The organism is Pseudaminobacter salicylatoxidans (assembly GCF_003148475.1).
Classification (GTDB): Bacteria; Pseudomonadota; Alphaproteobacteria; order Rhizobiales; family Rhizobiaceae; genus Pseudaminobacter; species Pseudaminobacter salicylatoxidans.
The window spans coordinates 223,360-248,938 of the sequence record NZ_QGGG01000001.1; the positions used below are offsets into that span (position 1 = coordinate 223,360).

21 protein-coding genes are annotated in these 25,579 nt (G+C 62.3%); 11 read left to right on the plus strand and 10 right to left on the minus strand.

From position 1 onward, the window contains the following. Positions 1-229 precede the first annotated feature (229 nt). Positions 230-883 (minus strand): TerC family protein, encoded by a 654-nt coding sequence (locus tag C7441_RS00995; protein ID WP_109611322.1) that lies wholly within the window; start codon positions 881-883, stop codon positions 230-232. A 663-nt stretch (positions 884-1,546) separates the two neighbouring features. Here C7441_RS00995 and C7441_RS01000 point away from each other — a divergent pair. The 8 genes from C7441_RS01000 to C7441_RS01035 all read left to right on the plus strand — a co-directional run bounded on the left by C7441_RS01000 (position 1,547) and on the right by C7441_RS01035 (position 11,577). After that, positions 1,547-2,536, plus strand: coding sequence for a Tim44 domain-containing protein (locus C7441_RS01000; RefSeq protein WP_109611323.1), 990 nt, complete (start codon positions 1,547-1,549; stop codon positions 2,534-2,536). Positions 2,537-3,182: 646 nt separating this feature from the next. Further along, entirely contained in the window at positions 3,183-4,595 is a 1,413-nt protein-coding gene (locus C7441_RS01005; protein ID WP_425326549.1) for a M24 family metallopeptidase, read from the plus strand. A 37-nt stretch (positions 4,596-4,632) separates the two neighbouring features. Next, a complete protein-coding gene (locus C7441_RS01010; RefSeq protein WP_109611325.1) occupies positions 4,633-5,592 on the plus strand; it encodes an ABC transporter permease in 960 nt (319 codons plus the stop codon). A gap of 1 nt (position 5,593) precedes the next feature. Next, the gene (locus tag C7441_RS01015) at positions 5,594-6,448 is read left to right on the plus strand and encodes an ABC transporter permease (protein ID WP_109611326.1); all 855 of its coding nucleotides are present in this window, start codon (positions 5,594-5,596) and stop codon (positions 6,446-6,448) included. Then, positions 6,438-8,087: an ABC transporter ATP-binding protein gene (locus C7441_RS01020; RefSeq protein ID WP_109611327.1), complete on the plus strand. Its 1,650-nt coding sequence runs from the start codon at positions 6,438-6,440 to the stop codon at positions 8,085-8,087. The genes C7441_RS01015 and C7441_RS01020 overlap by 11 nt, the downstream gene beginning before the upstream one ends. Further along, complete coding sequence (locus C7441_RS01025) at positions 8,084-8,998, plus strand: MurR/RpiR family transcriptional regulator (protein ID WP_109611328.1); 915 nt, start codon at positions 8,084-8,086, stop codon at positions 8,996-8,998. The genes C7441_RS01020 and C7441_RS01025 overlap by 4 nt, the downstream gene beginning before the upstream one ends. A 3-nt stretch (positions 8,999-9,001) precedes the next feature. Then, positions 9,002-9,925 (plus strand): ABC transporter substrate-binding protein, encoded by a 924-nt coding sequence (locus C7441_RS01030; protein WP_109611329.1) that lies wholly within the window; start codon positions 9,002-9,004, stop codon positions 9,923-9,925. 104 nt (positions 9,926-10,029) lie between these two features. Next, positions 10,030-11,577, plus strand: a complete 1,548-nt coding sequence (locus C7441_RS01035; protein WP_170124969.1) for an ABC transporter substrate-binding protein — start codon at positions 10,030-10,032, stop codon at positions 11,575-11,577. Positions 11,578-11,811: 234 nt separating this feature from the next. On the opposite strand, the gene C7441_RS01040 is transcribed toward C7441_RS01035, so the two are convergent. The 6 genes from C7441_RS01040 to C7441_RS01065 all read right to left on the minus strand — a co-directional run bounded on the left by C7441_RS01040 (position 11,812) and on the right by C7441_RS01065 (position 18,418). Next, a complete protein-coding gene (locus C7441_RS01040) occupies positions 11,812-12,717 on the minus strand; it encodes an ABC transporter substrate-binding protein (protein WP_109611331.1) in 906 nt (301 codons plus the stop codon). Between the two features lie 27 nt (positions 12,718-12,744). Next, a complete protein-coding gene (locus tag C7441_RS01045) occupies positions 12,745-13,920 on the minus strand; it encodes an ABC transporter ATP-binding protein (RefSeq protein ID WP_109611332.1) in 1,176 nt (391 codons plus the stop codon). 4 nt (positions 13,921-13,924) lie between these two features. After that, the gene (locus C7441_RS01050) at positions 13,925-14,755 is read right to left on the minus strand and encodes a carbohydrate ABC transporter permease (protein ID WP_109611333.1); all 831 of its coding nucleotides are present in this window, start codon (positions 14,753-14,755) and stop codon (positions 13,925-13,927) included. After that, complete coding sequence (locus C7441_RS01055; RefSeq protein WP_109611334.1) at positions 14,755-15,663, minus strand: carbohydrate ABC transporter permease; 909 nt, start codon at positions 15,661-15,663, stop codon at positions 14,755-14,757. Before C7441_RS01055 ends, C7441_RS01050 begins: the two co-directional genes overlap by 1 nt. A 31-nt stretch (positions 15,664-15,694) precedes the next feature. Further along, positions 15,695-16,951 (minus strand): ABC transporter substrate-binding protein, encoded by a 1,257-nt coding sequence (locus tag C7441_RS01060; RefSeq protein ID WP_109611335.1) that lies wholly within the window; start codon positions 16,949-16,951, stop codon positions 15,695-15,697. Positions 16,952-17,014: 63 nt separating this feature from the next. Continuing rightward, a complete protein-coding gene (locus C7441_RS01065) occupies positions 17,015-18,418 on the minus strand; it encodes a M24 family metallopeptidase (RefSeq protein WP_109611336.1) in 1,404 nt (467 codons plus the stop codon). A 422-nt stretch (positions 18,419-18,840) separates the two neighbouring features. Here C7441_RS01065 and C7441_RS01070 point away from each other — a divergent pair, with 422 nt between their 5' ends. Next, the gene (locus C7441_RS01070) at positions 18,841-19,746 is read left to right on the plus strand and encodes a MurR/RpiR family transcriptional regulator (RefSeq protein WP_109611337.1); all 906 of its coding nucleotides are present in this window, start codon (positions 18,841-18,843) and stop codon (positions 19,744-19,746) included. A 54-nt stretch (positions 19,747-19,800) separates the two neighbouring features. Further along, positions 19,801-20,871: a hypothetical protein gene (locus tag C7441_RS01075; RefSeq protein WP_109611338.1), complete on the plus strand. Its 1,071-nt coding sequence runs from the start codon at positions 19,801-19,803 to the stop codon at positions 20,869-20,871. A gap of 41 nt (positions 20,872-20,912) precedes the next feature. Here the strand turns inward: C7441_RS01075 and C7441_RS01080 are convergent, their stop codons facing one another. From C7441_RS01080 to C7441_RS01090, 3 genes are read right to left on the minus strand one after another with little or no spacing between them, the layout of a single operon-like run. Beyond that, complete coding sequence (locus tag C7441_RS01080; RefSeq protein WP_109611339.1) at positions 20,913-22,004, minus strand: M24 family metallopeptidase; 1,092 nt, start codon at positions 22,002-22,004, stop codon at positions 20,913-20,915. A gap of 55 nt (positions 22,005-22,059) precedes the next feature. Continuing rightward, entirely contained in the window at positions 22,060-23,655 is a 1,596-nt protein-coding gene (locus tag C7441_RS01085) for an ABC transporter substrate-binding protein (protein ID WP_109611340.1), read from the minus strand. Beyond that, positions 23,652-24,311, minus strand: coding sequence for a helix-turn-helix domain-containing protein (locus C7441_RS01090; protein WP_244916020.1), 660 nt, complete (start codon positions 24,309-24,311; stop codon positions 23,652-23,654). Before C7441_RS01090 ends, C7441_RS01085 begins: the two co-directional genes overlap by 4 nt. A gap of 214 nt (positions 24,312-24,525) precedes the next feature. Here C7441_RS01090 and C7441_RS01095 point away from each other — a divergent pair, with 214 nt between their 5' ends. After that, on the plus strand, positions 24,526-25,578 hold the full coding sequence (locus tag C7441_RS01095) for an ABC transporter permease (RefSeq protein ID WP_026060661.1): 1,053 nt from the start codon (positions 24,526-24,528) through the stop codon (positions 25,576-25,578). Position 25,579 lies beyond the last annotated feature (1 nt).

Genomic DNA, 25,579 nt, shown 5'->3' on the forward strand with positions numbered 1-25,579 from the left:
TCCGTAGCATGCGATCGGCCTTGGTCTGGACCTTGGTTCAGATAGATGCACCATTGCCCTGACTTGGCCGGATTAGACAGGAATAAAATTCCTAAAATCCGGCATCTGTAGAAATATTTTGGCAACGCCCGCGAAGCGACCGTGACTGCAACGTTCGTCGCCATGTCCCGGCTTCAGGCGGAGCGGCTCGGCCGGGGCAGTTCCCGAGCCGAGCCGCGTGGTGTCGATCTCAGAAGTTCATATGAACCAGAACCTCTTGGGTGCCGCGGTAGATCATCTCCAGCGATACATAAAGAATGATGGCGAGACCGACATAGGCGATCCAGCGATAGCGCTGCAGCAGGCGGGCGATATAGGTCGCGGCAAGACCCATCATGGCGATGGACAGGATCAGGCCGAATACCAGAATGGCCAGGTGATCGCGCGCGGCGCCGGCGACGGCCAGCACATTGTCGAGCGACATCGATACGTCGGCGATGACAATCTGCCATGCGGCCTGGGCGAAAGTCTTGCGCGGGGCACCGGCAGCGATCTGTCCGTCCTGATTGATGTCACGGCCTTCCAGTGCTTCGGCCACTGCCATCTCCTGGCCGTGATCGGCTTGCAGTTCCCGCCACATTTTCCAGCAGACCCAGAGCAGAAGGATACCGCCGGCAAGCAGCAGTCCGACAATCTGCAGGAGCTGGGTCGTTGCGGCGGCGAAGCCGATGCGCAGCACCGTTGCGGCGATGATGCCGATGAGGATGGCTTTGTTGCGCTGGTCTTTTGGCAGGCCTGCTGCGGCAAGTCCGATGACGATGGCGTTGTCGCCGGCCAGAACCAGGTCGATCAGGATCACCTGAAGAAGGGCGGAAAGGGCTTCCGGGGTAAGAAGTTCGCTCATGTGGCACCCATTTTGGGGGCGCCTGAATGCTCTATGGGTCGACCGAATGTATCAGCGTTCGCGCCGGCACTGCGTGCCCCGACGCGGACTGCACTGCGAAACGTTACGGTCGATGGGTTTCCATGAACACCAGGCCACCTGTTGGATATCCAGTCCGACATCACGGTTCAGGGGAACCGCCAGAGGGGCCCGGTCTGGTGCGCTCCGTTTAACCGCGCCGGCCAGGAAACTCAAGAGCATCCGTGCGGCAATGCCATCTTCAATCCTGTCCTTCACACGGGAAAGAGCGTTTTCGGCTCAGTCCGCCCTTGAAAGTTGGCTGCGTCGCGTCCAAATTGAGCGCGCGGGCCGGGCCCCTCTGACTGTCGCCTTCGGGTGCGGTGATGTCGGACCGCGTAAAGGGGTCCGTTCCACGATGTCGAAGGACATCAATTCGGTTCGAGCGGGCTCATGACATAGCCGGTTCGGAGCCACGCATGACATCTTCCATCCCTGATCTGTTCTTCGTCCCCTGTCGTGTCTCGCCGTTAACGGGCGTGCAACGGGGAAACGACGGGATGTCCGGCTTGAAGCCGGACCATCGAGGCCCCGGCGCCTCCACCATGTCATGATCGCTCATTGCGAGCGCAAACCAGCCAAACAGCATTCATTGAGGAACTGACGATGCCGACTTCGCCAACCATTCGATTTGCAACCTTGTTTGCAGGCCTTTTCCTGGCGTTTTCCATGGTGGCAATAGATCATGCGGAGGCGCGGCGCGGCGGCAGCTTCGGCAGCCGGGGCACGCGCACTTTCCAGTCGGCACCGCCCACGCGGACGGCGCCCGCGCCGGCCGCTCCGGTCGAGCGTTCGATGACGCCCAATACCGGGACCAGCACGGCAGCCCGCCAGCAGCCCGGCGGCATGCAGCGTCCGGGCTTCATGAGCGGCTTCGGCGGAACGATGATGCGCGGCCTGCTGCTTGGCGGCCTGATCGGTCTTTTGCTGGGGCAGGGCTTCGGAGGCCTGGCGGGCATGTTCGGCCTTCTCCTCCAGGCGCTGTTGATCGGCGGTGCGATCATGCTGGCCCTTCGCTTCTTCCGCTCCGCACGCGGACAGGCGCCTGCCATGGCCGGGGCAGGCCTTTCCGGGGCGAATGCGGGCTTCGGGCGCGGCGACAGCCACCAGCGCGAAGCGACCGGTGCGGCGGCATTCGGCATTCCGGGCATCGGCTCCGGATCTGGCGGCAATGCTGAGGCGGTCGCGTCGCAGGACATCAAGCTGACCCAGGCCGATCTCGATACGTTCCAGCAGATGCTGACGGAGGTGCAGGAAGCGTTTGGACGTGAAGACCACGGAGCGCTGCGCCGTCTGGTGACGCCCGAAATGGTTTCCTACCTGTCGGAAGAATTGGCGCAGAACGCGCAAAACGGCGTGCGGAACGAGGTGTCGGATGTCAACCTGTTGCAGGCCGATATCGCCGAAAGCTGGCGTGAGGGCGACCGCGACTATGCGACGGCCGCGCTGCATTATTCCTCGCGCGACGTGACCCGCGAGCGTGACACAGGCAAGATCGTCGACGGCGACACCGAGCCGACGGAAACCACCGAATTGTGGACGTTCACCCGCCAGAACGGCGCGGAATGGAAGCTTTCGGCAATCCAGCAGGCCTAGCTACATCGCGGGCAGACGACTGGTGCCTGCAGTTGATATGTCGGTGAGACGACTTCGGCCCGGGCAGGTTTTTTCTCCTGCCCGGCGTCTTGACGCTTCGGTCGGATCAGCCGTCCGGTCGTTCAGACCACTGGCGGAAACACGTGTGCTGTCTGCCGTCGGATCGCAGCTCTGGGTCCTAGTGCTGCGACCGGATTGTCTTCCACCGTCGCCTTCATGACGGGAGCCTTGCGTCCGCCATCTGCGAAGCCTGCAGAATGATAGCGGATATCGGTGTGGGCGACGAAGAGGCCTTCCCGGCGCGCTGGTTCAGGCAATTCGCAGCGCGACCGCAGCGGGCGATGGAAAAATCCAGATCGACGGCCAGTCCGCATCAATGCAGCTGTGTCGGGACCTGGCTTCAGGTCGAAGGCCTCTCCCCGATATCCGGGTGAAGCGCCGGCGCATCAGGCAACCTTGATGCCGCCACCACCTCACAACTTTGATCATCAATGAGCATACGCAGCACCGACCTACTCGCTGTCGAAGACAGTGCGGGGACGTAGCTCGATTTCGTTCGGTTATGTAAATCAATTGACACGAACATGAATCGTGTTAATTGATTTACATAAGGTCGAGGCTGCACGCACTCGACGGGAATGGGAGGATGCGGATGGATTTGGCCGTTGGAAAATGGCGGGGCGAAGCTTTGCTTGCAGGGTTCGAGCCCAGCTTCACGTTCGAGCCCGTTGATCCGCTGCCACCCGCCGAATATGAGGAGCGGCTGCGGCGCATTCGCCGCGAGGCCGTGGTCGCCGGGCACGATGCACTTCTCATCCATGCGGACTCCATCGGCTGGTTCCACGCCTCCAACTGCTATCTGCGCTATGTCTGCGACTGGATGCGCGAAGGGCTCCTCATCGTTCCCACGGACGAGGATAAGCCGATTGTCCTGCTCACGGTCTTCAGCAGCTCCGTCATGCTGCCGCCGCCGGGCGAGCCGATGCTGGTCGATGAGATCTGGCAGATCGCGCCGTGGGGGCGTGAATATCTCGACCGCCCCGGCTCGGGGCCGGTCAAGCTCGCCGAGGCCTGTGCCACGACGCTGGCAAGGCTGGAGCTTCAAAAGGCGCAGGTCGGGCGGATTGGCGACCTGACTTCGATGCCCTATTGGGCCGAGATCGAAAAAGCGCTGCCGCAATGCCGCTTCCTCCATGAGAACGGCATCATCGACCGGATGCAGCGCATCCGCTCGCCGCGCGAGATCGCGATGATCCGGGGTGCTTCCCGGCTTATAGACCTCGGTTTCGAAGCCGCTTTCCACGTGACGCGGCCGGGCGTTACCGATCATGAGATCTACGCCGCCTTCTCCTATGCGCAACTGGCTCTGGGCGGCGAGACGGGCGACGGCTACCAGATCGGCGTCAATCGCTTCGGCACGCATTGCGGCAAGCCTTATGGCCGTGTCATCCGTTCGGGCGACCTCATCAACCTGTATATCTCGAATGTCACCTATCGCGGCTACTTCTCGCAAGCCGCCCGGATGATCGCGGTCGGCAGCCTGACCGATCGTCAGGAAGAGGTCCTGTCGGTATGCGTCGAGGGCTTGCAGCGCGCCGAAAGGCTGCTGAAGCCGGGCGTGCTCGTGCGCGACGTCAACAATGCCGCGTTCGAGCCCTTTGTCGAGCGCGGGTTCCTGGAATCGCCGGAGGCGAGGACGATGCCGTTCAACTGGGAGGCGATGCCGGACGGGACGGCAAGGCGTATCCCCGAACAATATGTGCCAGACCGGGACTGGGAGGCGCAGGGCCGCAAGCTCACCCATGTCTATCCGGCGACGTTCGGCCCGCATAACCCCAATCTCGGGCATTCAGTCGGCATGTACAGCATGCCCAACTACAACATTTCCTCCAACAATTACGACAGGTTGGAAGAGGGAATGGTATTCGTTCTTCACCCGCAATGGCTCGAGCCGTTGTCGGCCGGATGCAATATCGGCGACTGCTATGTCATCACCGCCGACGGGTTCGAAAAGCTGACCTCGAAGACGTCGGCAATGCCTTTCAGGGTTCCGGCATGAGGCGCGGCGGCTCGCAACGGCGCAAGCGGAGGTCGGGATGATCGCCCTGCTGATTGCCAAACGGCTCGGCCTCGGTCTGGTCACGCTCTTCATCATCTCGCTGATCGTTTTCTTCTCGGTGCAATTGCTGCCGGGAGACGTCGCCCAGGCGATTCTGGGAAGGACGGCGCCACCCGAAGCCGTCGCCGCGCTGCGCACCAGGCTCGGTCTCGATCTTCCCGCCCATGTCCGCTACCTGCAATGGGCCGGGGGGCTGTTCCAGGGAGATTTCGGGGATTCGCTGGCCAATCGTCGTCCGGTCCTCGATCTGCTCTCGGAGCGTATCGGCAACACCTTCTTTCTGGCGGCGGTTTCGGCCTGCATCGCGGTGCCGCTGGGCCTGATCCTCGGCCTTGCCTCCGCTATCTACCGAAGCCGGCCATTCGACCACGCCACGTCGCTGGCGGCTTTGCTGGCGATTTCGGTTCCGGAATTCCTGACGGCCTATATTCTCGTCGCCATCTTCGCGGTGGAACTCGGCTGGCTCCCGGCTGTGTCCATGGTCCAGCCCAGCCAGGGCATTCTCGATCGTTTCATCCTGATCTCGCTGCCCGCCGCCACGCTCGCCCTCGGCGTCATTGCCTACATACTGCGCATGACGCGGGCGGCGATCGGCAACGTGCTGTCGAGCCCCTATATCGAGATGGCGAAGCTGAAGGGCGTCTCGCCCTATCGCCTGGTGGTGCGCCACGCCCTTCCCAACGCGCTGTCGCCGATCATCAACGTCGTGCTGATGAACCTCGCCTATCTGGTCGTGGGCGTCGTCGTGGTCGAGGTGATCTTCGTCTATCCGGGGCTTGGCCAGCTTCTCGTCGATTCCGTATCGAAGCGTGACATCCCTGTCGTGCAGGCCTGCGGGGTTCTGTTCGCGACGGCATACATCCTTTTGAACCTGCTTGCCGACGTGTTGTCGATCCTGGCCAATCCGCGCCTGCGGCGCCCACGCGGAGGTGTCTGACATGAGCCGGCCTATGCAATTCGACCGGGTGCCGCTTTCCGCCAGAATAGGGATGGCAATCATACTGGCATATGTGGCGGCGGCGCTGTTCGGCCCCTTCCTTGCGCCCTATGGCCAGACGGAGGTGGCTGGCGACCAGTGGACGCCGCTTTTCTGGAGCCAGCCGGGGCCTGATGGCGACGTTTTCTTCCTGCTGGGCACCGACCACCTCGGCCGCGATCTCCTGACGCGCCTGCTATATGGCGCGCGCAATTCGATCGGCATCGCCCTCGTCACCACGCTGCTGGCCTTCGCGGCCGGCGTGGGAATCGGCCTGCTTGCGGCGACGAAGCAGGGCGTGGTCGACCAGATCGCCAGTCGGTCGATCGACGTTTTGATGGCGTTTCCCTCGTTGATCTTCGCCCTGATGATCCTTGCCGTTCTGGGCTCGTCGATCCCGGTTCTGATCGTCGTGATTGCGCTGCTGAATATGGCGAGCGTCTTCCGGATCACGCGCGCGCTCGCCATGGATCTGGAGGCGCAGGACTTCGTGGATGTCGCCAAATTGCGCGGCGAGAGCGCGTTGTGGATCATGCGCCGCGAATTGCTGCCGAACGCGATGGTTCCGCTGGCGGCGGAATTCGGCCTGCGCTTCTGCTTCGTGCTTCTGTTCATTGCCTCGCTCAGCTTCATCGGCCTCGGCATCCAGCCGCCCATGGCCGATTGGGGCTCGATGGTCCGGGAAAACGCCTCGGCGATCTCCTTCGGCGTCTTCACGCCGCTGATTCCGGCAGCGGCGATTGCCGGTCTCACCATCGGGGTCAACCTGGTCATCGACTGGCTGACCAATTCCAGGAGTGTCGGCAATGAGGCATGAGAAGATGGACCCGTCGTGCGGCGAGGCCGTTCTCGATATTGCCGGCCTCAACGTGCGTGCCCGCAGCGGCAACCAATGGCACCCCATCGTCAGCGACGTGAGCCTGACGCTGCGGCGCGGCGAGATACTGGGGCTGGTCGGCGAATCCGGGTCCGGCAAGACGACCATCGGGCTGGCCTCGCTGGGCTTTGCCAGAACCGGCTGCGCGTTCGCGGGCGGGGAGGTCCGTTTCAAGGGACAGGACCTGCTGCGCATGGCGCCGGCGGCACGCCGGGCGCTGCGTGGCGACCGGATCGCCTATGTCGCGCAAAGCGCTGCCATTTCCTTCAATCCGGCTCGGACCCTGATGGAGCAGGTCATCGAATCCGTTGTCGATCGCGGGACGAAGAGCCGCGCCGAAGCCAGGGCGGATGCGCGCGCGCTGTTCAGGCTGTTGCATCTGCCCGATCCGGACCGGATCGGCGACCGCTATCCACATGAACTGTCGGGTGGCCAGTTGCAGCGGGTGATGGCGGCAATGGCGATGCTGCCGCGCCCGGACCTCGTGATCTTCGACGAGCCGACCACGGCGCTCGATGTCACGACGCAGGTTGAGGTGCTGAGCGCGGTGCGCGAACTGGTGGCCCGGTTCGGTACGGCGGCGATCTATATCAGCCACGATCTGGCGGTTGTCGCGCAACTTGCCCATCGCATCATGGTGCTGCGCCATGGCCGGCTGGTGGAGGAGGGGGAGACCCGAAAGATGCTGGCTGAGCCCCAGGAGCCGTATACGCGCTCGCTGTGGGCGATCCGGACCTTCGCCAAGGACTCCCTTCCGGCTTCTGATGTGCTGCTTGAGGTGAATGGCGTAAGCGCCAGCTATGGCTCCCTGAAAGCGCTCGACAACGTGTCGCTTACGCTCCAACGGGGCCGCACCGTTGCGGTGGTGGGCGAGTCCGGCTCGGGCAAATCCACGCTGGCGCGCGTGGTAACCGGTCTTCTCCGGGCGAATGGCGGCGAGATCCGCTTTTCCGGCGAAACGCTGGCCGCTTCGGCGAAGAGCCGCACGAAGCTGCAATTGCAGCATCTCCAGATCATCCACCAGAGCGCGGATGCCTCGCTCAATCCATTGCACAAGGTCCGGGAGGTGATCGGCCGGCCGCTGGAGTTCTTCTTCGGGCTGACCGGCGCGCAACGCGAACGCCGCATCGTGGAAATCCTGGAACAGGTGGAGCTGGGAGCCGAACATCTGGATCGTTTGCCGAGCGAGATGTCGGGTGGGCAGAAACAAAGGGTCTGCATCGGACGCGCGCTGGCTGCCGAACCGGCTCTCATGATCTGCGACGAGGCCACGTCCGCGCTCGATCAACTCGTGCAGGAGGGTATCCTCAAGCTCCTGACCCGCCTTCAGCAGGAGCAGCAGATTTCTTATCTCTTCATCACGCACGACATTGCAACCGTGCGCGCCATCGCCGATCGGATCGTCGTCATGCATCGAGGCCGGGTGGTGCAGGAAGGGCCGAAGGATGAGGTGTTGGCGCCACCCTATCCGCCCTACACGAAATTGCTTTTGTCTTCGGTTCCTGAAATGGACCCCGACTGGCTCGACCGGCTGCTCGCGTCGAGGAAACAAGCCGTCTCCGACAAGGCAGTGTCATGACCAAATCAATCGAACAGCGCATTTTTGACATTTATGAAACGTTGTCGCCGAGCGAACGGCAACTGGCCGACGTGCTGCTGGAGCATCAGCAGAACATGGCGAGCTATACGGCGCTGGAACTCTCGGCCATGGCGAATGTCTCGAACGCCACCGCCGCACGCCTGGTGCGCAAGCTGGGTTACAAATCGGTCAACGACGCGCGGCGCCAGGTGCGGACCGCCCAGCATTGGGGCTCGCCGCTGGAGCGGCTTGAAGAAACGCCGGACCCGAATACAGCCGCTGCCTCGATGACGCAAATGACCCATTCCGACGCGGCGAATCTGAAGATGACCGACGAGAACCTCAACGCTGCGGACCTCGCGCGCGCTGTCGGGATTCTCCACTCTTCCCGGCGCGTCTGGGTATGGGGCGTGCGCCACGGCTTCGGGCTCGCGCACCTTGCGAAGCACTATCTGAGCTTTGCTTTGTCGGATGTGCAGGTGATCCCTTCGGGCTCGGGCCTGAGCGACGATTTCGCCGCGTTCCGACCGGGCGATGCATTGCTGGTATTTGCGTTCCGCCGCCGCCCCACAAGCCTTGCGGCCCTGCTTGCCGAGGCCAGGAAGATAGGGTTGCAGATCATCATGGTGGCCGACACCAGCGCCGCCAGGAATACGCGCGACGTCGATGTGGTGCTGCGCTGCTGGTGCAATTCACCAGCCGTGTTCACCTCGCTCACCGCCGGAGTAACCGTGATCAACTATCTCTCATGGGCCTTGCTGGAGGCGGTCGGCCAGAAAGGCATCGAGCGCCTGCAGGCAATGGAACACATGCTCATGGTCACGGACGACATCGGCTCGGCGAAGGCGCCGCGTTCTCCAAAAAAGGGAAACGGCGGGGCGCGAAACGGGAACCCGGACGAGAGGAAATAGCCAATGCAGCGCTTCCATGTTTCCGCAACCGGACATTCCCTCAACTATCTTCCGCAATATGTCGCGCAGGATCTCGGGTTTTTCGCGGATGCCGGGTTGACCGTGACCAGCGAAGTGCCTGACCCCTGGATGCAGGTGCTGAAGGATATCGATTGCGGACGTGCGGCGGCCGCGCTCGGCGGCATCTGGGTTCCCACGATGTTTTACGAAAAAGTGCGCAACTATCGTGCCTTCTGCCAGATGTCGGCGCGTTGTCCGCTGGTTCTCATGTCGCGGCAGCCAGTGGCCGGGTTCGACTGGCATCAGCTCGACGGCCGGCTGGTGCTGGTCACGGGCACGGGCGGCTCCGGCTCCTACGTGCTGCTTTCGGGTCTGGCGCATCGGGCCGGGCTGAACAGGGCTCGCATTCGTTTCGTCCGCGACCTCGACTACGACATGCTGCTCGACCTCTTCCTCGGCGGCCTTGGCGACTACATGCTGGTCGACCTTCCCACGTCGCGCCGTCTGGTGACCGAAGGGAGCGCGCATATCGCGCTCGACCTGGCGCAAAGCGGCGGCCCGGTCCCCTGGAGCGTCTATTATGCACCCGCCGAAGCGCTTGACGAGACGCCGGAGCTATATGCGCGCTTCCTGGTGGCTTTGCAGCGCGGGCTCGACTGGATCCATGCCAATCCACTCAGCGACCTGACGGACACCGTGGGCCGGTTGTGGCCGGACCACGCAAGCGACGAAGTCATCGGCTGGCTCGAGCATTTTCGCGCCTCGGGCATGTGGAACAGGACTGTCGAAGTCGACCCCGATGCCTTTGACGTCTGGCAGGAAATGCTGGCGCGGGCAGATCTGGTCGAGCGCCCGCTGGCCTATGACGAGATCGTCAACGCGAAGCCGGAGACCACTTCCACGCGCTTCGAAACCAATACGGCCTGACCGCCGAACGGAGAATTGGACGCCGGCGTCGGCAGTCCAATTCCTGTGCGCACGGAATCTTGGAAATGCATCGCCGTCGCCTGACGGCCAATCGGGAGGAAAAAATGCAGGAATTCAGGATTTCGCGACGTGCCTTCATGGCCGCGACCGCCGCGTTTGGCGCCGCTGGCGCGCTGCCCGGCATCGCACGTGCAGCCGCGCCGCAACGCGGCGGACATTTCCGCATCGGCATTGCCGATTTTGGAACGTCCGACACGATCGACCCCACGACCACCAACACCGTATTCCAGTCGAACCTGGAATGGCAGTTGCGTAACAATCTGGCCGAGCCGGGGCCGGGCGGAAAGCCGGTTCCCGAACTGGCGGAAAGCTGGGAGCCGTCGAAGGACGCCAAAAGCTGGGCCTTCCGGATTCGCAAAGGCGTCGAATTCCACAATGGCAAGACGCTGACCGCCCGGGACGTGGTCTATTCCTATCAACTCCATACGGCCGAAGGATCGGCTTCCGTTGGCAAGTCGCTGATCGCTTCGGTCGAAGACGTCAGGGCCGACGGCGACGATGTCGTGATCTTCACCCTCAAGCAGGGTAATGTCGGCTTTCCGGCGATCACTGCCTATGGCGCCTTCTACATCGTGCCGGAGGGCGAAACCGACTTCGACAAGGGCGTGGGCACCGGCGGCTACATACTGGAGGAATTCCGGCCGGGCATCCGGTCCCTTGTGCGGCGCAATCCTAACTACTGGAAGCAGGGTCGGGCGCATTTCGATTCCGTCGAGATGATCTGCATGCGCGATCCGGCCGCGCGCGCAAACAGTCTGATCACAGGCCAGATCGACGCCTACAACGCGGTGCCGCCGCAGACCATCGCCTTGCTCAAGCGGAATGCCGGCATCAGGATCAACAATGTTGCGAGCAAGGCGCATTACGTCTTCGCCATGCCCACGGATGTCGCCCCGTTCACGGACAACAATGTGCGGCTGGCGCTGAAACACGCCATCGACAGGGAAGACCTCGTCAAGCGCGTGCTTCACGGTTATGGCGCGGTCGGAAACGACAACCCGCTGTCGCCGGCCTATGAGATGTTCGCAGACCTGCCGCAGACGGCTTACGATCCCGACAAGGTCAAGTTCTATCTCGGCAAGGCCGGACTGACGCAGCTGAAGGTCCCGTTGGCCGTATCCGAAACGCCTTACGCGGGGGCCACCGACGCTGCGGTTCTCTACAAGGAACACGCCGCGAAGGCCGGCATCGACATCGAGGTGACGAAACTGCCGGAGGATGGCTACTGGGGCGCGGTGTGGGAGCAGCATGTCTTCAACGCCAGCCGCTGGAGCGGCAATCTCAACGCCGACGTGATGCTTACGCAGGCCTATTCCGCCGACGCGATCAAGAGCCAGTACAACGAAACGCGCATCAACGATCCGCGCATCGAAAAGCTTCTCGTGGAAGCGCGTGGGGAGTTCGACGACGCCAGGCGGAAGGAGATGTACGGCGAAATCCAGCGCATCCTGCACGACGAGGGCGGCGCGCTGATCTGGGCGTTCGGCAATTTCGTGGATGCCACATCCAGCAAGGTCCAGCACGGCGAATTGTCGGGCGTCGCGCAACTCGACGCAGCGCGGGCCGCCGAACGCTGGTGGTTTGCCGACTGATCCACCGCTACGCTGTGAGGCGCGGCCGCCGGGCCGCGCCTCACACGGGCTTGCGACCCACAGCTTGCGGCCATCGCTGATGCACGCCCCGGATTGCCGTGCATCCTCCCGGACGCACATTGGAGCGTCGGGCCGAATCTGAGTTCCATTTTCGGTCCGACGCTTGAAGAGGTCTTTCGAGCATGATCTTTCAGAAAAGATCATGCTCGACCAAATAGATAGTCCGTCGGTTGTCTATGCGGGGGCCAGAGTGCTCGTGGGGCGCGGATCGATGATGTCACGATAACCGATAGGGGCCTCGATCAGATGCCCGTCGGCTATGCCTCGCTGCCAGCGATCATAGGCTGTTTCATCGATGCGCGGCGTCGTCCACATGCCATTCGCGCGATAGGTGTCGACCACGCCGACAAGCAGATCGGGATCGGCATGGGGAAAGGTGGCTGCGAGGAAGTCGCGATAGTGTTCGGCTTCGCGTTCGAGGATCCAGTTCATGCCGTGCTCCAGCGCCAGCACGAACCGCTTCTGGACGTCGAGCCGTCCTGCATCGCTTTCTCCCTCGGAGTAATAGACGCTCCATGGGACGTTCCCACCCGTGATGGGGAGCGGCGCGACGACATGGCCACCGCCCGAAGCTTCCAGCGCCAGCGCGGACGGGTAGTCGATCACCAGGTAATCACCCATGCCCCCGACGAACAACCGCGACAGCATCAGCCCGTCGAGATCCTGCACGAAGCCGACGCTGGCCGGATCGATGCCGTTTTCCCTCAGCAGCAGCTTGATGAACAGCCCGACGCTGGCGCCGTTGCTGCCCTTCATCGAAATTACCTTGCCCGGAAGCTTCGCCCACTCGAAGTCATCGGCAGTTTCGCGCCCGACGATCGCAAGCGGCGCGCGGGCGGCCACCTGCGCGAACGGCGTGTAGCGGACGCTACGGCCCAGATGCATCGAGGGGACCCAGATACCGCCCAATACCGCATCGGCCTGCCCCGAGCCCAGTTCATCGAGCACGAGGTCCCAGGGTTTGGGCACCGTGACGGACACGGTCAGGCCCTGATCGGCAAAGAAGCCCTGCCAGTTGGCAACATATTCGGGCAGGTAGTTGACGCTATGGCCCGTGGCCGAGACATGAAATTTCTGCATGGCGTTGCTTTCGAAAAAGGAGATCGGTCAAACCAGAGCCGGGGCCGCAGCCCTCACGGGAATGCGCGTTTGCGTATGGGCGTCGAACCACACAACGTCCTCGGCGTGATAATCCAGGGAGCATTGCTCGTTGATCTTTGTCCGGGGGTTGCCCGATATGCGCACGAAGACGAGGTCATTCTCCACCAGATTGGTGGTGCCGCCGTGCTCATCCGACACCAGCCGGCAGCCGATGACGGTTTCCGCCCCCAGGCGTTCGACAACGGCGACCTGTGCCGGCATTCTTCCCTGTCCCCAGGCAAGGAACTGCAACTTCTCCGGTCGTACCCCGAAGATGAGCCGTTCACCGTCCGGGAGTTCCCCGTCATGGTTCCATGCCTGGGCATTGGAGGTGGCGAGCCGCCGCCCCTTTCTGGTGACGGGGACAAGGTTCATGGGAGGTGCGCCGACGAAGCGGGCAACGAACGTGTTCGCGGGATTGTTGTAGATGCCCTCGGGCGTATCGATTTGCTGCACCTCGCCCTTGTTCATGACGATGATGCGGGTGGCCATCGTCATCGCCTCGACCTGGTCGTGGGTGACATAGACGAAGGTTTTCCCCACCTTGTGATGCAGTGCCGAGATTTCCGATCGCATCTGGGTGCGCAGCTTGGCATCCAGATTCGAGAGCGGTTCATCGAGCAGATAGAGCGACGGATTGCGCACCAGCGCCCTTGCCAGGGCAACGCGCTGCCGTTGTCCGCCCGAAAGGCTGGCAGGGCGGCGGTCGAGCAGTGAATCCAGCTCCAGCTGCCGCGCGATGTTTTCGGTGCGGGCAGCGATGTCAGGGCTTTTCATCAGGCGCCGCCGTGCAACGGCATTGACGATCGGCAGGTGATACCACTTCTTGAAAGCGTCCATCACCAGCGGAAAGGCGATGTTCGCACGCACCGTCATATGCGGATAAAGCGCGTAGGATTGGAACACGAACGCCACGCCACGCTGGCGCGGGTGCCAGTCATTGGCGCGGTCGCCGTCGAACAGCAGTTCTCCCGAGGTGATCTCGCTCAAGCCCGCAATCATGCGCAGCAATGTGGACTTGCCGCAGCCGGACGGCCCAAGCAGCACCAGGAATTCGCCGTCCTCGATGGTTGCGTTGAAGGCGTCGATGACGACGTGGCTGCCGAAGGATTTGGACAGGTTCTTGAAGGTCAACTCAGGCATTGGCTTAGCCCTTCACTGCACCGGCGGTAAGCCCGGCGACAATCTGGCGTTGGATGAGCAGGAAGAAGACAATGGCCGGCACGCTGAACAGCAGCGCCGCGCCCATGACCGCCGACAGCGGCGTTTCATACTGGCCGATGAAGGAGGCGAGCCCCACGCTGGTCGGCCACAGCGACCTGTCCATCAGGAAGGTCGATGCAAACAGGAACTCGTTCCATCCCGCGAAAAACGCGATGACCGCGGCCGCCGCCACGCTCGGCATGATCAGCGGCAGCACGATCATGGAGAGGATGCCGAAGCGCGGGCAATTGTCGATGATTGCAGATTCCTCGATCTCGTAGGGAATGGAATCCATGGCGCTCTTCAGAATGAAGGCCGCGACAGGCAGCGAGAACCCGACATTGGCAAGCACCAAGCCCATGAGATTGTTGAGCAATCCCAGCGTGATGAACATGGCGTAGAGGGGAACGAGAATGAGCGCCTCGGGAACCACCTGCGTCATGAACAGCAGGAAGCCGACCAGCCCGCGGCCCCGGAAACGGAACCTGCTGAGCGCATAGCCGGCAAGGGAGCCCAGCAAAAGGCTGAGCACCGTCGTGCCGCAGGCGATCAGGAAGGTATTGAAGAGCCAGCGACCGATCGGCACGCCTGCCATTGCCGAGATGAGTTCCGGCAGCTTCTGAAGCTGGGGCCAGGGAACCTGCCCCGTGGAATAGAGTTCGGAGTTGGCGGACAGGGCGGTGCTGGCCATCCAGTAGATCGGAAAGCCTGCGAATGCCACCAGGGCCACGATCAGGACATAGCGGAATATGCTGAGAGCAATAGTCGAGGTCATCACTGAGCCATCCATTTCTGGCGACGCCGGTCGGTCACGAAATGCACGAAGGCAACGAGTAGCGCGAGTATGAGGCCGATGGCGCCATAGGCGCTCGCCACGCCGAGTTCGTGGCTCTCGAACGCGGTCTGGCGGATCTTGACGACGAGCGTGCTGGTGCTGCCGATAGGCCCGCCACCCGTCAGCAGGTAGATGATGTCGAAGCGCCGGATGGACCAGACCGCGACAAGCAGCGAGACAAGCTGAAGAGACGGAAGGATGTGCGGCAGCGTGACGGCGCGAAATACGCTGAGGGCGTCGGCGCCATCGACCCGCGCGGCTTCACGCACCTCGTCGGGCACCGACTGCAAGGCAGCCAGAACGACCAGCATCACGAATGGCGCCACCTGCCAGACGGTGACGGCGACGATGGAGGAAAATGCCATGTGGGTGCTGGTGAGCCATGAAACCCGATCAAGTCCCAGGCTTGCGAGCATGTCGTTGAAGACCCCGGAACGCTCATTGTACATCCAGAGCCAGATGAGCGAGGCCGCCACATTGGGCACCGCCCAGCCAAACAGCATGATGGCGCGCGCCAGCGGCCTGCCGGGAAACGGGCGGTTGATTGCCAGCGCCGAGATCGTCCCCAGCGCTACACCCAGAACCACCGTCACGGCGGCATAGAGCACCGTGACGTTCAGCGTGGTGTAGAATTCGGGATCATCGAACAGCCACTGGTAGTTCTCCAGCCCTACGAAGCTGCCGCCATTGGGATTGGTGAGCCTGGTGTCAGTCAGGCTCAACCACATTTGTCGGGCCAGCGGCCAGAACATGAACACCGCCAGATAGGCAAGGGGAGGGAGGATAAAGACATAGGGCGCTATCGCCTTCCCCTTGCCGCTGAGCCATTTCGATGAACCGGGTGTCAAGGCGCGCTCTCCCCTCATCCTTGCGTGCGGCTCAGAATCTCTTGGCGTCTATTTTTCGCTGGGCCCGGGTCAAGGCAGCCTGGGGATCGTCATCCGCCACGAGCACGCGTTCGACAGCTTCCATGACGACCCGCATGATCTGTGTGGTCTGGACCTCATAACCGGGAATGAGGGTGCTGCGCGAATCCTTCGCAAGTTCGGCAAATGTTTCGGCCCAGGGGTTTGCCGCCTGGAATGCTTCCGTAACGGGGACATCGGTTGCCAGCGCGTCAGGACCCGATGCCTCGCGCAAAGCGGCCTGCCCCTCCGGCCCCACCAGCCAGGCCAGGAAATCGATGGCGGCCTCCTGATGCTTGCTGTGAGTGCTTACGCCAAGGAAAATCTGCTGGTGCGCGCCGGGGTGCTGGAAGGGCAGGGGGGCTGCCGCAAGATCGCCCGGTGCAAGCGCGGCCCCCGATGCGATGTTGAGCGTGCCGCCGCTGTTGTCGATGCCGAAGCTGACCTGCGCTTCCTTGAAACGGGTGCGCTGGGTTGGGAAGTCGTCGCCGACAGGGATGATCCTGGCGTCGTACATCTTCTTGAAAGCGGTTACCGCCGCCACCGCTTCGGGTGTGTCGATCGTCAATTTGCCGTCGCTATCGACCCAGTTGACACCGTAGCCATAGGCCCAGTTCTGGAAATCCATGAAAAAGCCGGTGAGGTCCGAGACCTGGTGGCGGGAGATGAAGCCTATCGCACCGGTAGCCTGATGGACCGCCTGGGAGGATGCGATCAGTTCGTCCACATTGGTCGGGACTTTCGCACCGGCCTTGTCGACAAGCGGCTTGTTGTAGATCAGCGCATAGACGGCGCGTTGCCAGGCGATGCCCAGCCGTTTCCCATTGACGACGCCATGGTCGTTCGTGGCGTTCAGATTTTCAACGCCCTCGACAGCCTTGCTGATGTCCACCAGAAAACCCGCATCGGCGGCCGTGTAGAAAAGCCCGTCCTGCATCATCGCAATGTCGGGGCCCTGACCCGCCGCCATCTCGGTGGTGATCTTGTCGGCGAATTCGGCGGAGGGGATGGCCTCCTGCACGAGCGTCACGTTCGGCGCAACCTTCTGGTATTGCTGGACGGCGTTCCAGAGGTTCTTGCCACGCAAGGCGTCAACCCACTGTGAATTGGCTATGACGAGGGTAACGGGCTCCTGTGCATGACTTGCATTGAGGGTCATAGCGGTTGCGGCAGTCGCAATAAGGGCTGCGGCGCCGGTCAAGAAGCTGCGTCTTGCGCGCGTGAACATCATCGTGATCTCCTCCCTGAGATTGACATAGACAATGTGTGGTTTTTTTGCCGGCGGGCGGCTGGGTCAACCGGGAACCCGATGGACCTCGAGCGGTGTGTGGCAACTGAGGTTTTCAGCGCCGGTATCCGTAACCAGATAGCAGTCGCCGACGTTGCATCCGGCGACCTCCGGCTGCAACCATTGCGAATGCAGGACGAAGATCATCCCCTCTTCGAGTGTATCGTGATTGTTTGAAGCGATATTGTAGTTGCCGAACCTCGGCATCGAAACGGAGTGGCCGACATTCGGATTGTGCGGCCCCAGGGTCGCCGGGTAGACATGCATCAGCTTGCGGCCCTGACGTTCCCAATCTTCGTCCACCACATGCTTGTAAGGTATCAGCCGCGGGCTGCCGTCTTCGTTGGCTTGCCAGTTGTAGGGCATTGTCCTGCTATCGGCCGAGGACAGATACCCCTTCTCGATATACGGTCCAAAGGAGGCATTGGCCACGTCCGATATGAGGGTGCCGGGCTTCACCAGGGCTGCTGCCCGCCGCACCCCTTCGGTGCACATTTCAAGCACCTCTTCCTGCTTGTCGGTCATCGTGCCGACCGCGATCATGCGGGCGATCTGGGCATTGTAGCCCCGATAGGTGGTGTTCGAGATATAGAGGTTGATCAGATCCCCGTCGCGAACCACGTGCCCATAGGGTTTGCCGCAATGCGTGCCGTAGCGATTGATGCCGATTTGATAGCCGTCACCCGTTTCGCCGCCGCGCGACATCTGGGCATATGTGAAGGCGGCGTAGATTTCATAATCGGTCACGCCCGGCTTGATCACATGGTGCGCTGCCTGGATGCCGATGTCGGCCAGTTGCGCGGCGGCGCGCACCAGCGCCTGCTCGCGCTTGGAACGGCGCTTCTGCATGCGGTCGACGATTGCGCTCGCCGGCACAAACGAACATTTGTTGAGCTCTGCCTTCAACCCGGTCCAGTAGGGAGCGGAGCTGGCGTCGCCGATGAGGCCGATCTGCGCGGCGGCAAAACCCTGCCTGGCAAGGAACTGGCTGACCGCTTCGACGACCTTGTCGCTTCCTTTTCCGGGGCGGTTGTAGCTCTCCCGGCCCCATGTGCCGACCTGCCAGATATCTTCCACCAGAACGGGTTCACCGGCCGGTGGGAGCAGAACCGAGCTGCTGAAGAAGGAGAACAGCGTCAGTGGCTTGTCGTCGTCCGTTGGAATGACGAGCACGCCTTCACGCGCCCAGTCGCAGATGTAGCGAAGATAGGAATTGGAAACGTGATACCAGCCGATGCCGTCGGCATGAACAAGGATGACGTCGTGGCCTGCGACCGTCGCTTCGCGGCGGATGCGGCGCAATCTGTCCGCAAATTCGGATTCCGGCAGCGGATCGACGTGTTCGAACGCGAAGGTCGGCTCAAAGCCGTCGAGGAGGGCTTCGGGAGTGTGGCGTCGTTCAATTGTCATTGGTGAACCCATCCATGCGTTGATACGATGAGCGTAACTTTTGAAATTTATTTTGCAATACATCCATAAATTGAATCGGCCGCGACGTGCCTATTTTTTAGGCAAATGTGCGATTTTAAAAGAGCAGGGTGGGTGAGATTTTCAGACCCAATATCGATATTTGTTCTTTTAATCCAACAATATCATTATATTAAGGTAATATTTTAAAGTCATCGGATGAAAAACATAGTGCCGCGCGCGTGGAAAATGCGCCAGCTCCGGCATTGGAAGCCGCGCAAAAGACGCATTCACAACCAGATTCAGCAGGAAAAAATCTGAAAAAAATATTCCAAACCGTATTGATGCTGGCTGGCGCGCTATGTTGCCTGTAGGCTTCCCGGCATGTGAGAAGGTCCGTCCAGTCAATCCCGAGGAATGCGGAATTGCGCGCTGTTTCCAATGCCACGCCCGAAAAGAGGCCGCGTTCGCTCGAAGCGCGTATCTATGCGGTATATTCAAGCCTTTCTCCGGCCGAAAAACGGCTTGCGGACGTGATGCTCCAATATCAGCGGGACCTTCCGAGCTATACGGCCGGAGAGCTTGCCTATAAGGCGGAGGTCTCGAAGGCGACTGCCGCGCGTCTCATTCGCCTGCTCGGCTATGCAACCTATCCGGATGCCAAGAGGCAGATCCGCGCCGATCAGACCTGGGGCTCGCCCAGCGCCGGTCTGATCAATTCGAACGAGGCGCCTTTCGGTGTGGTCTCGCTCGACACGGTGGTGCAGATCGACCTCGACAACATTCGCACCACGGCCGAGAGCATTTCGGAAAAGACGCTTCAGGCCATCACGCAGGCAATTGTTTCGGCGCGTCGCGTCTGGATCATGGGGCTGCGCAGCGGCTACGGGCTGGCGCACCATGCCGCCCATTATCTGACGCTGATAAAGAATGACGTGCAGGTCCTGCCGAGCGGAAGCGGGAGCTATTCCCACGAGGTTGCCTCGATGGTCAAAGGCGATGTCCTGCTGGTGATCGCGTTCCGGCGCCGTCCCCGCTTGCTGCCCGCCATTTTGTCGGAAGCGCGGGCAGCCGGCGCAACGACCGTCCTGATCACGGACCTCAGTGCCGCAGCCAGCGCCAAGGCATCAGAATATGTTCTGCGCTGCCGATGCCAGTCGCCTTCGCCATTCAACTCCTTTGCCGCAGCAGTGACCCTCATCAACTATCTGGCCTGGAGCGTGGCCGCCGCGATGGGCGACGAAAGTCTGGAGAGGTTTCAGAAGATCGACCGCCTGGTCGGTGCGCTCGACAATGTATCGACCCCTCAAAATGAGGGTCGCAGCAAATAGCCCGGCCTGCATGACGAAAGACGGCATCATTCACCCCTTGGACGAGACGCAGAAATGGACATCATTTCGAGTGCCGGCATTTCAATCGGGTTCGACCGAGGCATCCTCCATGATCTGGCGATCGAGGTCGGTGGAAAAACGCTGCGGCCGCTTCATCGCGCCCCCTGGGTGGCGAGCGGCGAGGCGTTGCCCGACAGTATCGCGCCCGTAGAGCGGCGTCTGGCGGGTGATTTTTTCTGCGCGCCCTTCGCGCAATCCGCGCCCGGCGTGCCGATCCATGGCTGGCCGGCAAATGGTACATGGCAACGTGCCGAAACCATGGAGGATGCTGGCGGGATATCGGTCGTCTACGAACTTCGCGAAAGCGTTTCGGGCGCTAAGCTGACCAAGAAGATCGCGCTGCGCCACGGCCATCCCGTGGTCTACCAGACGCATGTCTTCGAGGGCGGGCAGGGCAGCCTGCCGGTCGCGCACCATGCCATGCTGCATGTGCCGGGCGGGGTGCGACTGAGTTTTTCGCCGAAACAGGACGGGCGCACCTCACCCGAAGCGCTGGAAAGCGGCCCCGCGCGCGGGCGTTCGACGCTTGCCTACCCGCAGCGTTTCGCCGACCTGTCGAAGGTGCGGACGGCCGATGGCGGCCATGCCGATCTGCGCTCCTATCCATTCGACACCGGCCACGAAGATCTCGTTGTGCTGACCGAACGGCCGGAGGCACGGATCGGCTGGTCGGCGGCGGTTGCACCCGCCCAGGGCTTCATATTCTTCGCCCTGAAGGATGCGCGCGCGCTGCCGCAAACGGTTTTGTGGATGAGCAATGGCGGCCGCCGCTACGCGCCCTGGAACAGCCGGCATATTGCCGTGCTCGGCATCGAGGAGGCCGCGACCGCGTTGCATCTCGCCCCGGAGGAGATGCGCCCCGGCAAGGCGAATGGCGTGCCTTTCGCCCTGCATCTGGAGCCGGCTCGAACCACCGCCGTGCGCTATGCATTCGGCGCCGTTCCGGTGCCTCCCGGCTGGAGCGAGATCGCTGACATTCGGCTCGGCGAGGACGTTGTTGTCCTTGCCGATCGCAGTGGAAGCGAACAGAGCTTGCCCTTCGATACCGGCTTCCTTGCCGATTGACCGGCAAGGGAACGGGTGGAGAAGCCCGCCCGCTTTAGTCTTTATCCGGCGCGGAAGGCTTCGCGCGGAAGTTCGGAAAGCACCTCGGCGCGGTTGCCGCGCAGGATCACGATTTCCTCCAGGCGCACACCGAAGCGGCCCGGCAGGTAGATGCCCGGCTCGATGGAAAAGACATTGCCTTCCTCGAGGACCGTTTCCGACGAGCCGGTGATGTAGGGCGGCTCATGGATATCGATGCCGAGGCCGTGGCCGGTGCGATGCAGGAAATAGTCTCCGTACCCGGCTTGCGTGATCACGTCGCGCGCGGCCTTGTCCACCGCCTTGGCGGGCACGCCCGGCTTGGCCGCCTCGATTGCCGCTTGCACGGCGCGTTCGAGCACTGCGTGAACCTCGTCGAACCCCTCCGGCGTCTCGCCGAAAATGCCGACACGCGTCATGTCGCTCGGATAGCCGTCCTTGCGGCCGCCAATGTCGATCAGCACCGCCTCGTTTGCCTTCAGCTTGCGCTCGCCGGTGTGGTGATGCGGGAAGGCGCCGTTCTCGCCGAAGCAGACGCTGGTGAATTCGGGCTTCGCGCCATTGGCGATATAGTGGTCGCGAATGGCCTGGGCGACCTCCAGCTCGGTGACGCCGGGTTTCAGCGCGGCGAAGCCGGCACGCATCGCGCCGTCATTCAGCACGGCGTTCATCTTGAGCAGCGCGTATTCCGCTTCATCCTTGCGGGCGCGCAGATAGCCCACCGTGTCGGTCAGGAAGCCGCGCCTAGCGCCCGGCAGGGCGTCGATGACCAGCAGCGCGAAGTCGGCGCGCATGGTTTCGTCCAGCGCGATTGCGAGGCCCGGCTTGCTTGTGCCGCTGTCGGCCAGCAGCGAGGCAAGCGCGGCATCCGGACCATCGGCGTCGGCCCATGTGTAGAAGGGCAGCCTGGTGAAAGGCCGCTGGCTGTCGGCATTCAGCGCCGGCATCAGGAAGCCCGCATGGTCCTTGCTGACGATCAGCAACACCGGACGCTCGTCGCCATGCGGCGACATGCCGGCCAGCCACACCAGATGCGAGGAGGGGCCGACGACCACGAGGTCGGTCCCGGTTGCGGCCATGCGCTCGCGCAGGCGCTTCATCCGCTCTTCAAACATGCTTCCAGCCTTTCTCGAAAATGGGTGGGGCCGCTCTGGGCGGCCCCTGTCTATATTATTTCTTGGTGACCAGCCGGTAGAAGACGAAATCCGAGGTTGCGCCGTTGACGTAGCCCTCGACATTCGTGGCGAGCGCCACCTGCGTGGCCGCCTGGAACATCACCACGATGGGCGACTTCTCCTGCACCTTCTTTTGCAGGTCAACATACATCTCGTTGCGCTTGGCCGGATCAGCTTCGGCACGGGCCGCCTTGGTGGCCGCATTCATCTCGGCAGGCACCGCCCAGCCGTTACGCCATGTGGTGGTCGACTGGTAATTGTCGTCCGAATTGTCTTCGTTGAAGGCGAAGGCCTTGGCGTTGGAATCCGGGTCCATGAAGTCCGGTCCCCAATAGAGCAGCATCGCCTCATGCGTGCGGGCGCGGTACTTGGTGATGACCTGCGAGCCGGTGCCGGGGATGATCTCGAAATTGATGCCGGCCTCGGCGAAGCTCGCCTGCAATGACTGCGCCATGTCGGTGAAGGGCGTGGAGTTGATGACGTCCAGCGTCACCTTGATCGGCGTCTTGATGCCGGCGTCGGCCAGGATCTGCTTGGCCTTGGCGGGATCATAGCTATAGGGCGTGTCGTCCAGCGAGCCGGGGAAGCCCGACGGCCAGAACGCCTGATGGGTCTGCATCTGGCCTTTCAGGAAGCTGTCGGTCATGCCCTTGTAGTCGACCAGATAGCGCGCGGCGTCCCAGATCGCCTCCGGCTGCAGCGCCTCGTCCTTCTGGTTGAAGCTCAGGAAATGTACCGCCGCCTGCGGATAGGTCTCGACCTTTACCGTGTCCTTGCCGGCAAGGCTCTTGATCTGGTCGGGCGTCAGGTTCTTGGCGATGTCCACGTCGCCGGTGTCGAGCAGAAGCTGCTGGGTCGCCGCTTCCGCTACGTGGCGGATGATGACTGTCTTCATGGCCGGCGCGCCGCCGAAATAATCGGGGTTGGCCACGAGATTGATGATCTCGGCCGGGCGGAAGGTCTTCAGAACGAAAGGACCGGTGCCGGCGGAATTCGCCTTCAGCCAGGCATTGCCCATGTCGCCATTGGCCTCGTTGGCCTGCACGGTGACGGCATCGATGATGGAAGCCGGGCGCGCAGCCAGCACGTTGAGCACGAAGGCGGACGAGAAATCGCCATCATATTTCACGACAACCTTGTTGCCGTCGGTCTTGACCATCTCGTCGATGTTTTCCGGCGTCCAGCCGAGCTGGGTGAGGATGAAGGCCGGCGCCTTGTTGAGCGCCACGACCCGCTTGAAGGAATAGACCACGTCTTCGGCGCGCAACGGGTTGCCAGAGGTGAACTTCACCCCGTCGCGCAGCGTGAAGGTGATGGTCCTGGCCGCGTCGTCGGCCACCCATTCGGTGGCAAGGCCGGGCGCCAGCGTCTTCACGTCCGGCGCGTCGTATTGTACGAGCCGGTCATAGGTCTGCGTCACATATTCGCCCGACGAGAACTCATAGGCCTCGGCGGGGTCGATGCTGACGATATCGTCGATGTTCTGGGCCACCACCAGCGCGTTGGCCGGGGTTGCGGCGCTCGCGGGCGCCGATGCCAGCGGCATCGACAATGCGGCCGCCAGAAGCGCGGCCTTGAAAAGCTTTATCATGTCCTCTCCTTCCTGTTCCTCGTTCTCATGATCTTTGTGCCGTCCTTCGAGCTGCGAAGAGCGGGCTTTTCCGTCCTCGAGCGGAACATCGGCAGCGTCCCGGTCCACAGCAGCCGCGCTTCCCGGTCAGTGTCGTTCGACCAGGAATGCGGGGTGTTGCCGCGAAAATGCAGGCTGTCTCCGGGCTTCAGTACCATCTCGCGGTCATCGAGCCGCTGGGTGATCGAGCCGTCGAGCACATAAAGGATTTCCTCCCCCTCATGGCTCACCGTTTCCGAGCGGTAGCCGGGCGGCACATAAAGGATGAACGAGGACAGCACATTGCCTGTGAAGTCGGCGGCGATGCGCTCATAGATGATGGACGACCCATCGACCGAGAAGCGGTTGCGCTCGCCGGCCCGCGTCAGGCCGTCTTCGAGGCTTGGCGTCGCGATGAAAAAATCGACACCCACATCCAGGCTGCGCGCGATCTGCGCCAGCGTGCCGAGCGAGGGCGTGGCAAGGTCGCGCTCGACCTGGCTGAGATAGCCGACAGAAATGCCGGCGGCGTCGCACAGTTCCTGCAGCGTCATCTGCAATTGCCGGCGCCGCGCGCGAATGAGCGCGCCGACCTTCGGCTGTGCCGAGGCTGCGAATTTACCGGCAGCGGATGACACTGTTTCCCTCCCCATCAAAATTTTTTTGATCTAAGCAAAATTGCCGCTATAGTCCAAGCGAAATTTTCGAGGCCGCACGGCCAGGTGAGGAGTGTCCGTTTCACAGAGCCGGGCACGTAAGCGCAGGAGCCAGCCATCCGCTTTTCGACGCGTGATGGATGGGGGAGGGGAACTGAAAGACGTGGCATTCGAACCCGACACCACTGCGGGCGCCATCGTGACGGCAGAGACGAAATCGCAGGCTCCAAACCGGGCGGGGCGCTTTCTTCTCGGTCTGGGCGGCTTCGTGCTGACCGTTGCGCTCACCTTCCTCGGCCTGCTCGCAATCACCTTCTTCATTGGTCGCGTCGTGCCCATCGATCCGGTTCTGGCCGTCGTGGGCGACCGTGCGCCACGGGCGGTCTATGAGGCCGCGCGCATCGAAATGGGGCTCGACCAGCCGCTGCTGGTGCAGTTCTTCCATTATATCGGTTCGGTGCTTTCCGGCGATTTCGGCATGTCGGTCTCGACCGGCAAGCCGGTGTTCGAGGATTTGAAGCGCGTGTTTCCGGCAACGCTGGAGATGGCGACCATCGGCATCATCATCGGCGTGGTGGTGGGAGTGCCCATGGGCGTCTATGCCGCCAGCCGTCAGGGCAGCCTGATGGATCAGGCGATCCGCGTGGTCGGGCTGCTCGGCTATGCCGTGCCGGCCTTCTGGCTCGGCCTCGTCGGGCTGGCGCTGTTTTATGCGCGGCTGAAATGGGTGGGCGGTCCCGGCCGTCTCGACATTTTCTATGACGGGCTGGTCGATCCGGTGAGCGGCCTCATCCTGATCGACAGCTTGATTGCGGGCGAAACCGACATCTTCTTCAACGCGCTGTGGCATCTGGCGTTGCCGTCCTCGGTGCTCGGCTTCTTCAGCCTTGCCTATATCGCGCGCATGACGCGCTCCTTCATGCTCGACCAGCTCGCGCAGGAATATGTGACGACGGCGCGGGTGAAAGGGGTGCCGGAGCGGCTGGTGATCTGGCGTCATGCCTTCCGGCCCATCCGCGTGCCGCTGATTACGGTGATCGGGCTTTCCTATGCCGGCCTGCTGGAAGGCTCGGTGATGATCGAAACGATCTTCTCCTGGCCCGGCATCGGCAATTACCTCACCACCGCGTTGTTCAATGCCGACATGAACGCCGTGCTCGGCGCGACGCTGGTGGTGGGCGCGGTGTTCATCGGCATCAACAAGCTTTCGGACGTGCTCTACCGCGTCCTCGATCCGCGTGCGCGATAGG

What these genes read in the sequence shown, in the direction of transcription:
- C7441_RS00995 (WP_109611322.1), bottom strand. Translation starts at nt 883, where the DNA reads ATGAGCGAACTTCTTACCCCGGAAGCCCTTTCCGCCCTTCTTCAGGTG.
- C7441_RS01000 (WP_109611323.1), top strand. Translation starts at nt 1,547, where the DNA reads ATGCCGACTTCGCCAACCATTCGATTTGCAACCTTGTTTGCAGGCCTT.
- C7441_RS01005 (WP_425326549.1), top strand. Translation starts at nt 3,183, where the DNA reads ATGCGGATGGATTTGGCCGTTGGAAAATGGCGGGGCGAAGCTTTGCTT.
- C7441_RS01010 (WP_109611325.1), top strand. Translation starts at nt 4,633, where the DNA reads ATGATCGCCCTGCTGATTGCCAAACGGCTCGGCCTCGGTCTGGTCACG.
- C7441_RS01015 (WP_109611326.1), top strand. Translation starts at nt 5,594, where the DNA reads ATGAGCCGGCCTATGCAATTCGACCGGGTGCCGCTTTCCGCCAGAATA.
- C7441_RS01020 (WP_109611327.1), top strand. Translation starts at nt 6,438, where the DNA reads ATGAGGCATGAGAAGATGGACCCGTCGTGCGGCGAGGCCGTTCTCGAT.
- C7441_RS01025 (WP_109611328.1), top strand. Translation starts at nt 8,084, where the DNA reads ATGACCAAATCAATCGAACAGCGCATTTTTGACATTTATGAAACGTTG.
- C7441_RS01030 (WP_109611329.1), top strand. Translation starts at nt 9,002, where the DNA reads ATGCAGCGCTTCCATGTTTCCGCAACCGGACATTCCCTCAACTATCTT.
- C7441_RS01035 (WP_170124969.1), top strand. Translation starts at nt 10,030, where the DNA reads ATGCAGGAATTCAGGATTTCGCGACGTGCCTTCATGGCCGCGACCGCC.
- C7441_RS01040 (WP_109611331.1), bottom strand. Translation starts at nt 12,717, where the DNA reads ATGCAGAAATTTCATGTCTCGGCCACGGGCCATAGCGTCAACTACCTG.
- C7441_RS01045 (WP_109611332.1), bottom strand. Translation starts at nt 13,920, where the DNA reads ATGCCTGAGTTGACCTTCAAGAACCTGTCCAAATCCTTCGGCAGCCAC.
- C7441_RS01050 (WP_109611333.1), bottom strand. Translation starts at nt 14,755, where the DNA reads ATGACCTCGACTATTGCTCTCAGCATATTCCGCTATGTCCTGATCGTG.
- C7441_RS01060 (WP_109611335.1), bottom strand. Translation starts at nt 16,951, where the DNA reads ATGATGTTCACGCGCGCAAGACGCAGCTTCTTGACCGGCGCCGCAGCC.
- C7441_RS01065 (WP_109611336.1), bottom strand. Translation starts at nt 18,418, where the DNA reads ATGACAATTGAACGACGCCACACTCCCGAAGCCCTCCTCGACGGCTTT.
- C7441_RS01075 (WP_109611338.1), top strand. Translation starts at nt 19,801, where the DNA reads ATGGACATCATTTCGAGTGCCGGCATTTCAATCGGGTTCGACCGAGGC.
- C7441_RS01080 (WP_109611339.1), bottom strand. Translation starts at nt 22,004, where the DNA reads ATGTTTGAAGAGCGGATGAAGCGCCTGCGCGAGCGCATGGCCGCAACC.
- C7441_RS01085 (WP_109611340.1), bottom strand. Translation starts at nt 23,655, where the DNA reads ATGATAAAGCTTTTCAAGGCCGCGCTTCTGGCGGCCGCATTGTCGATG.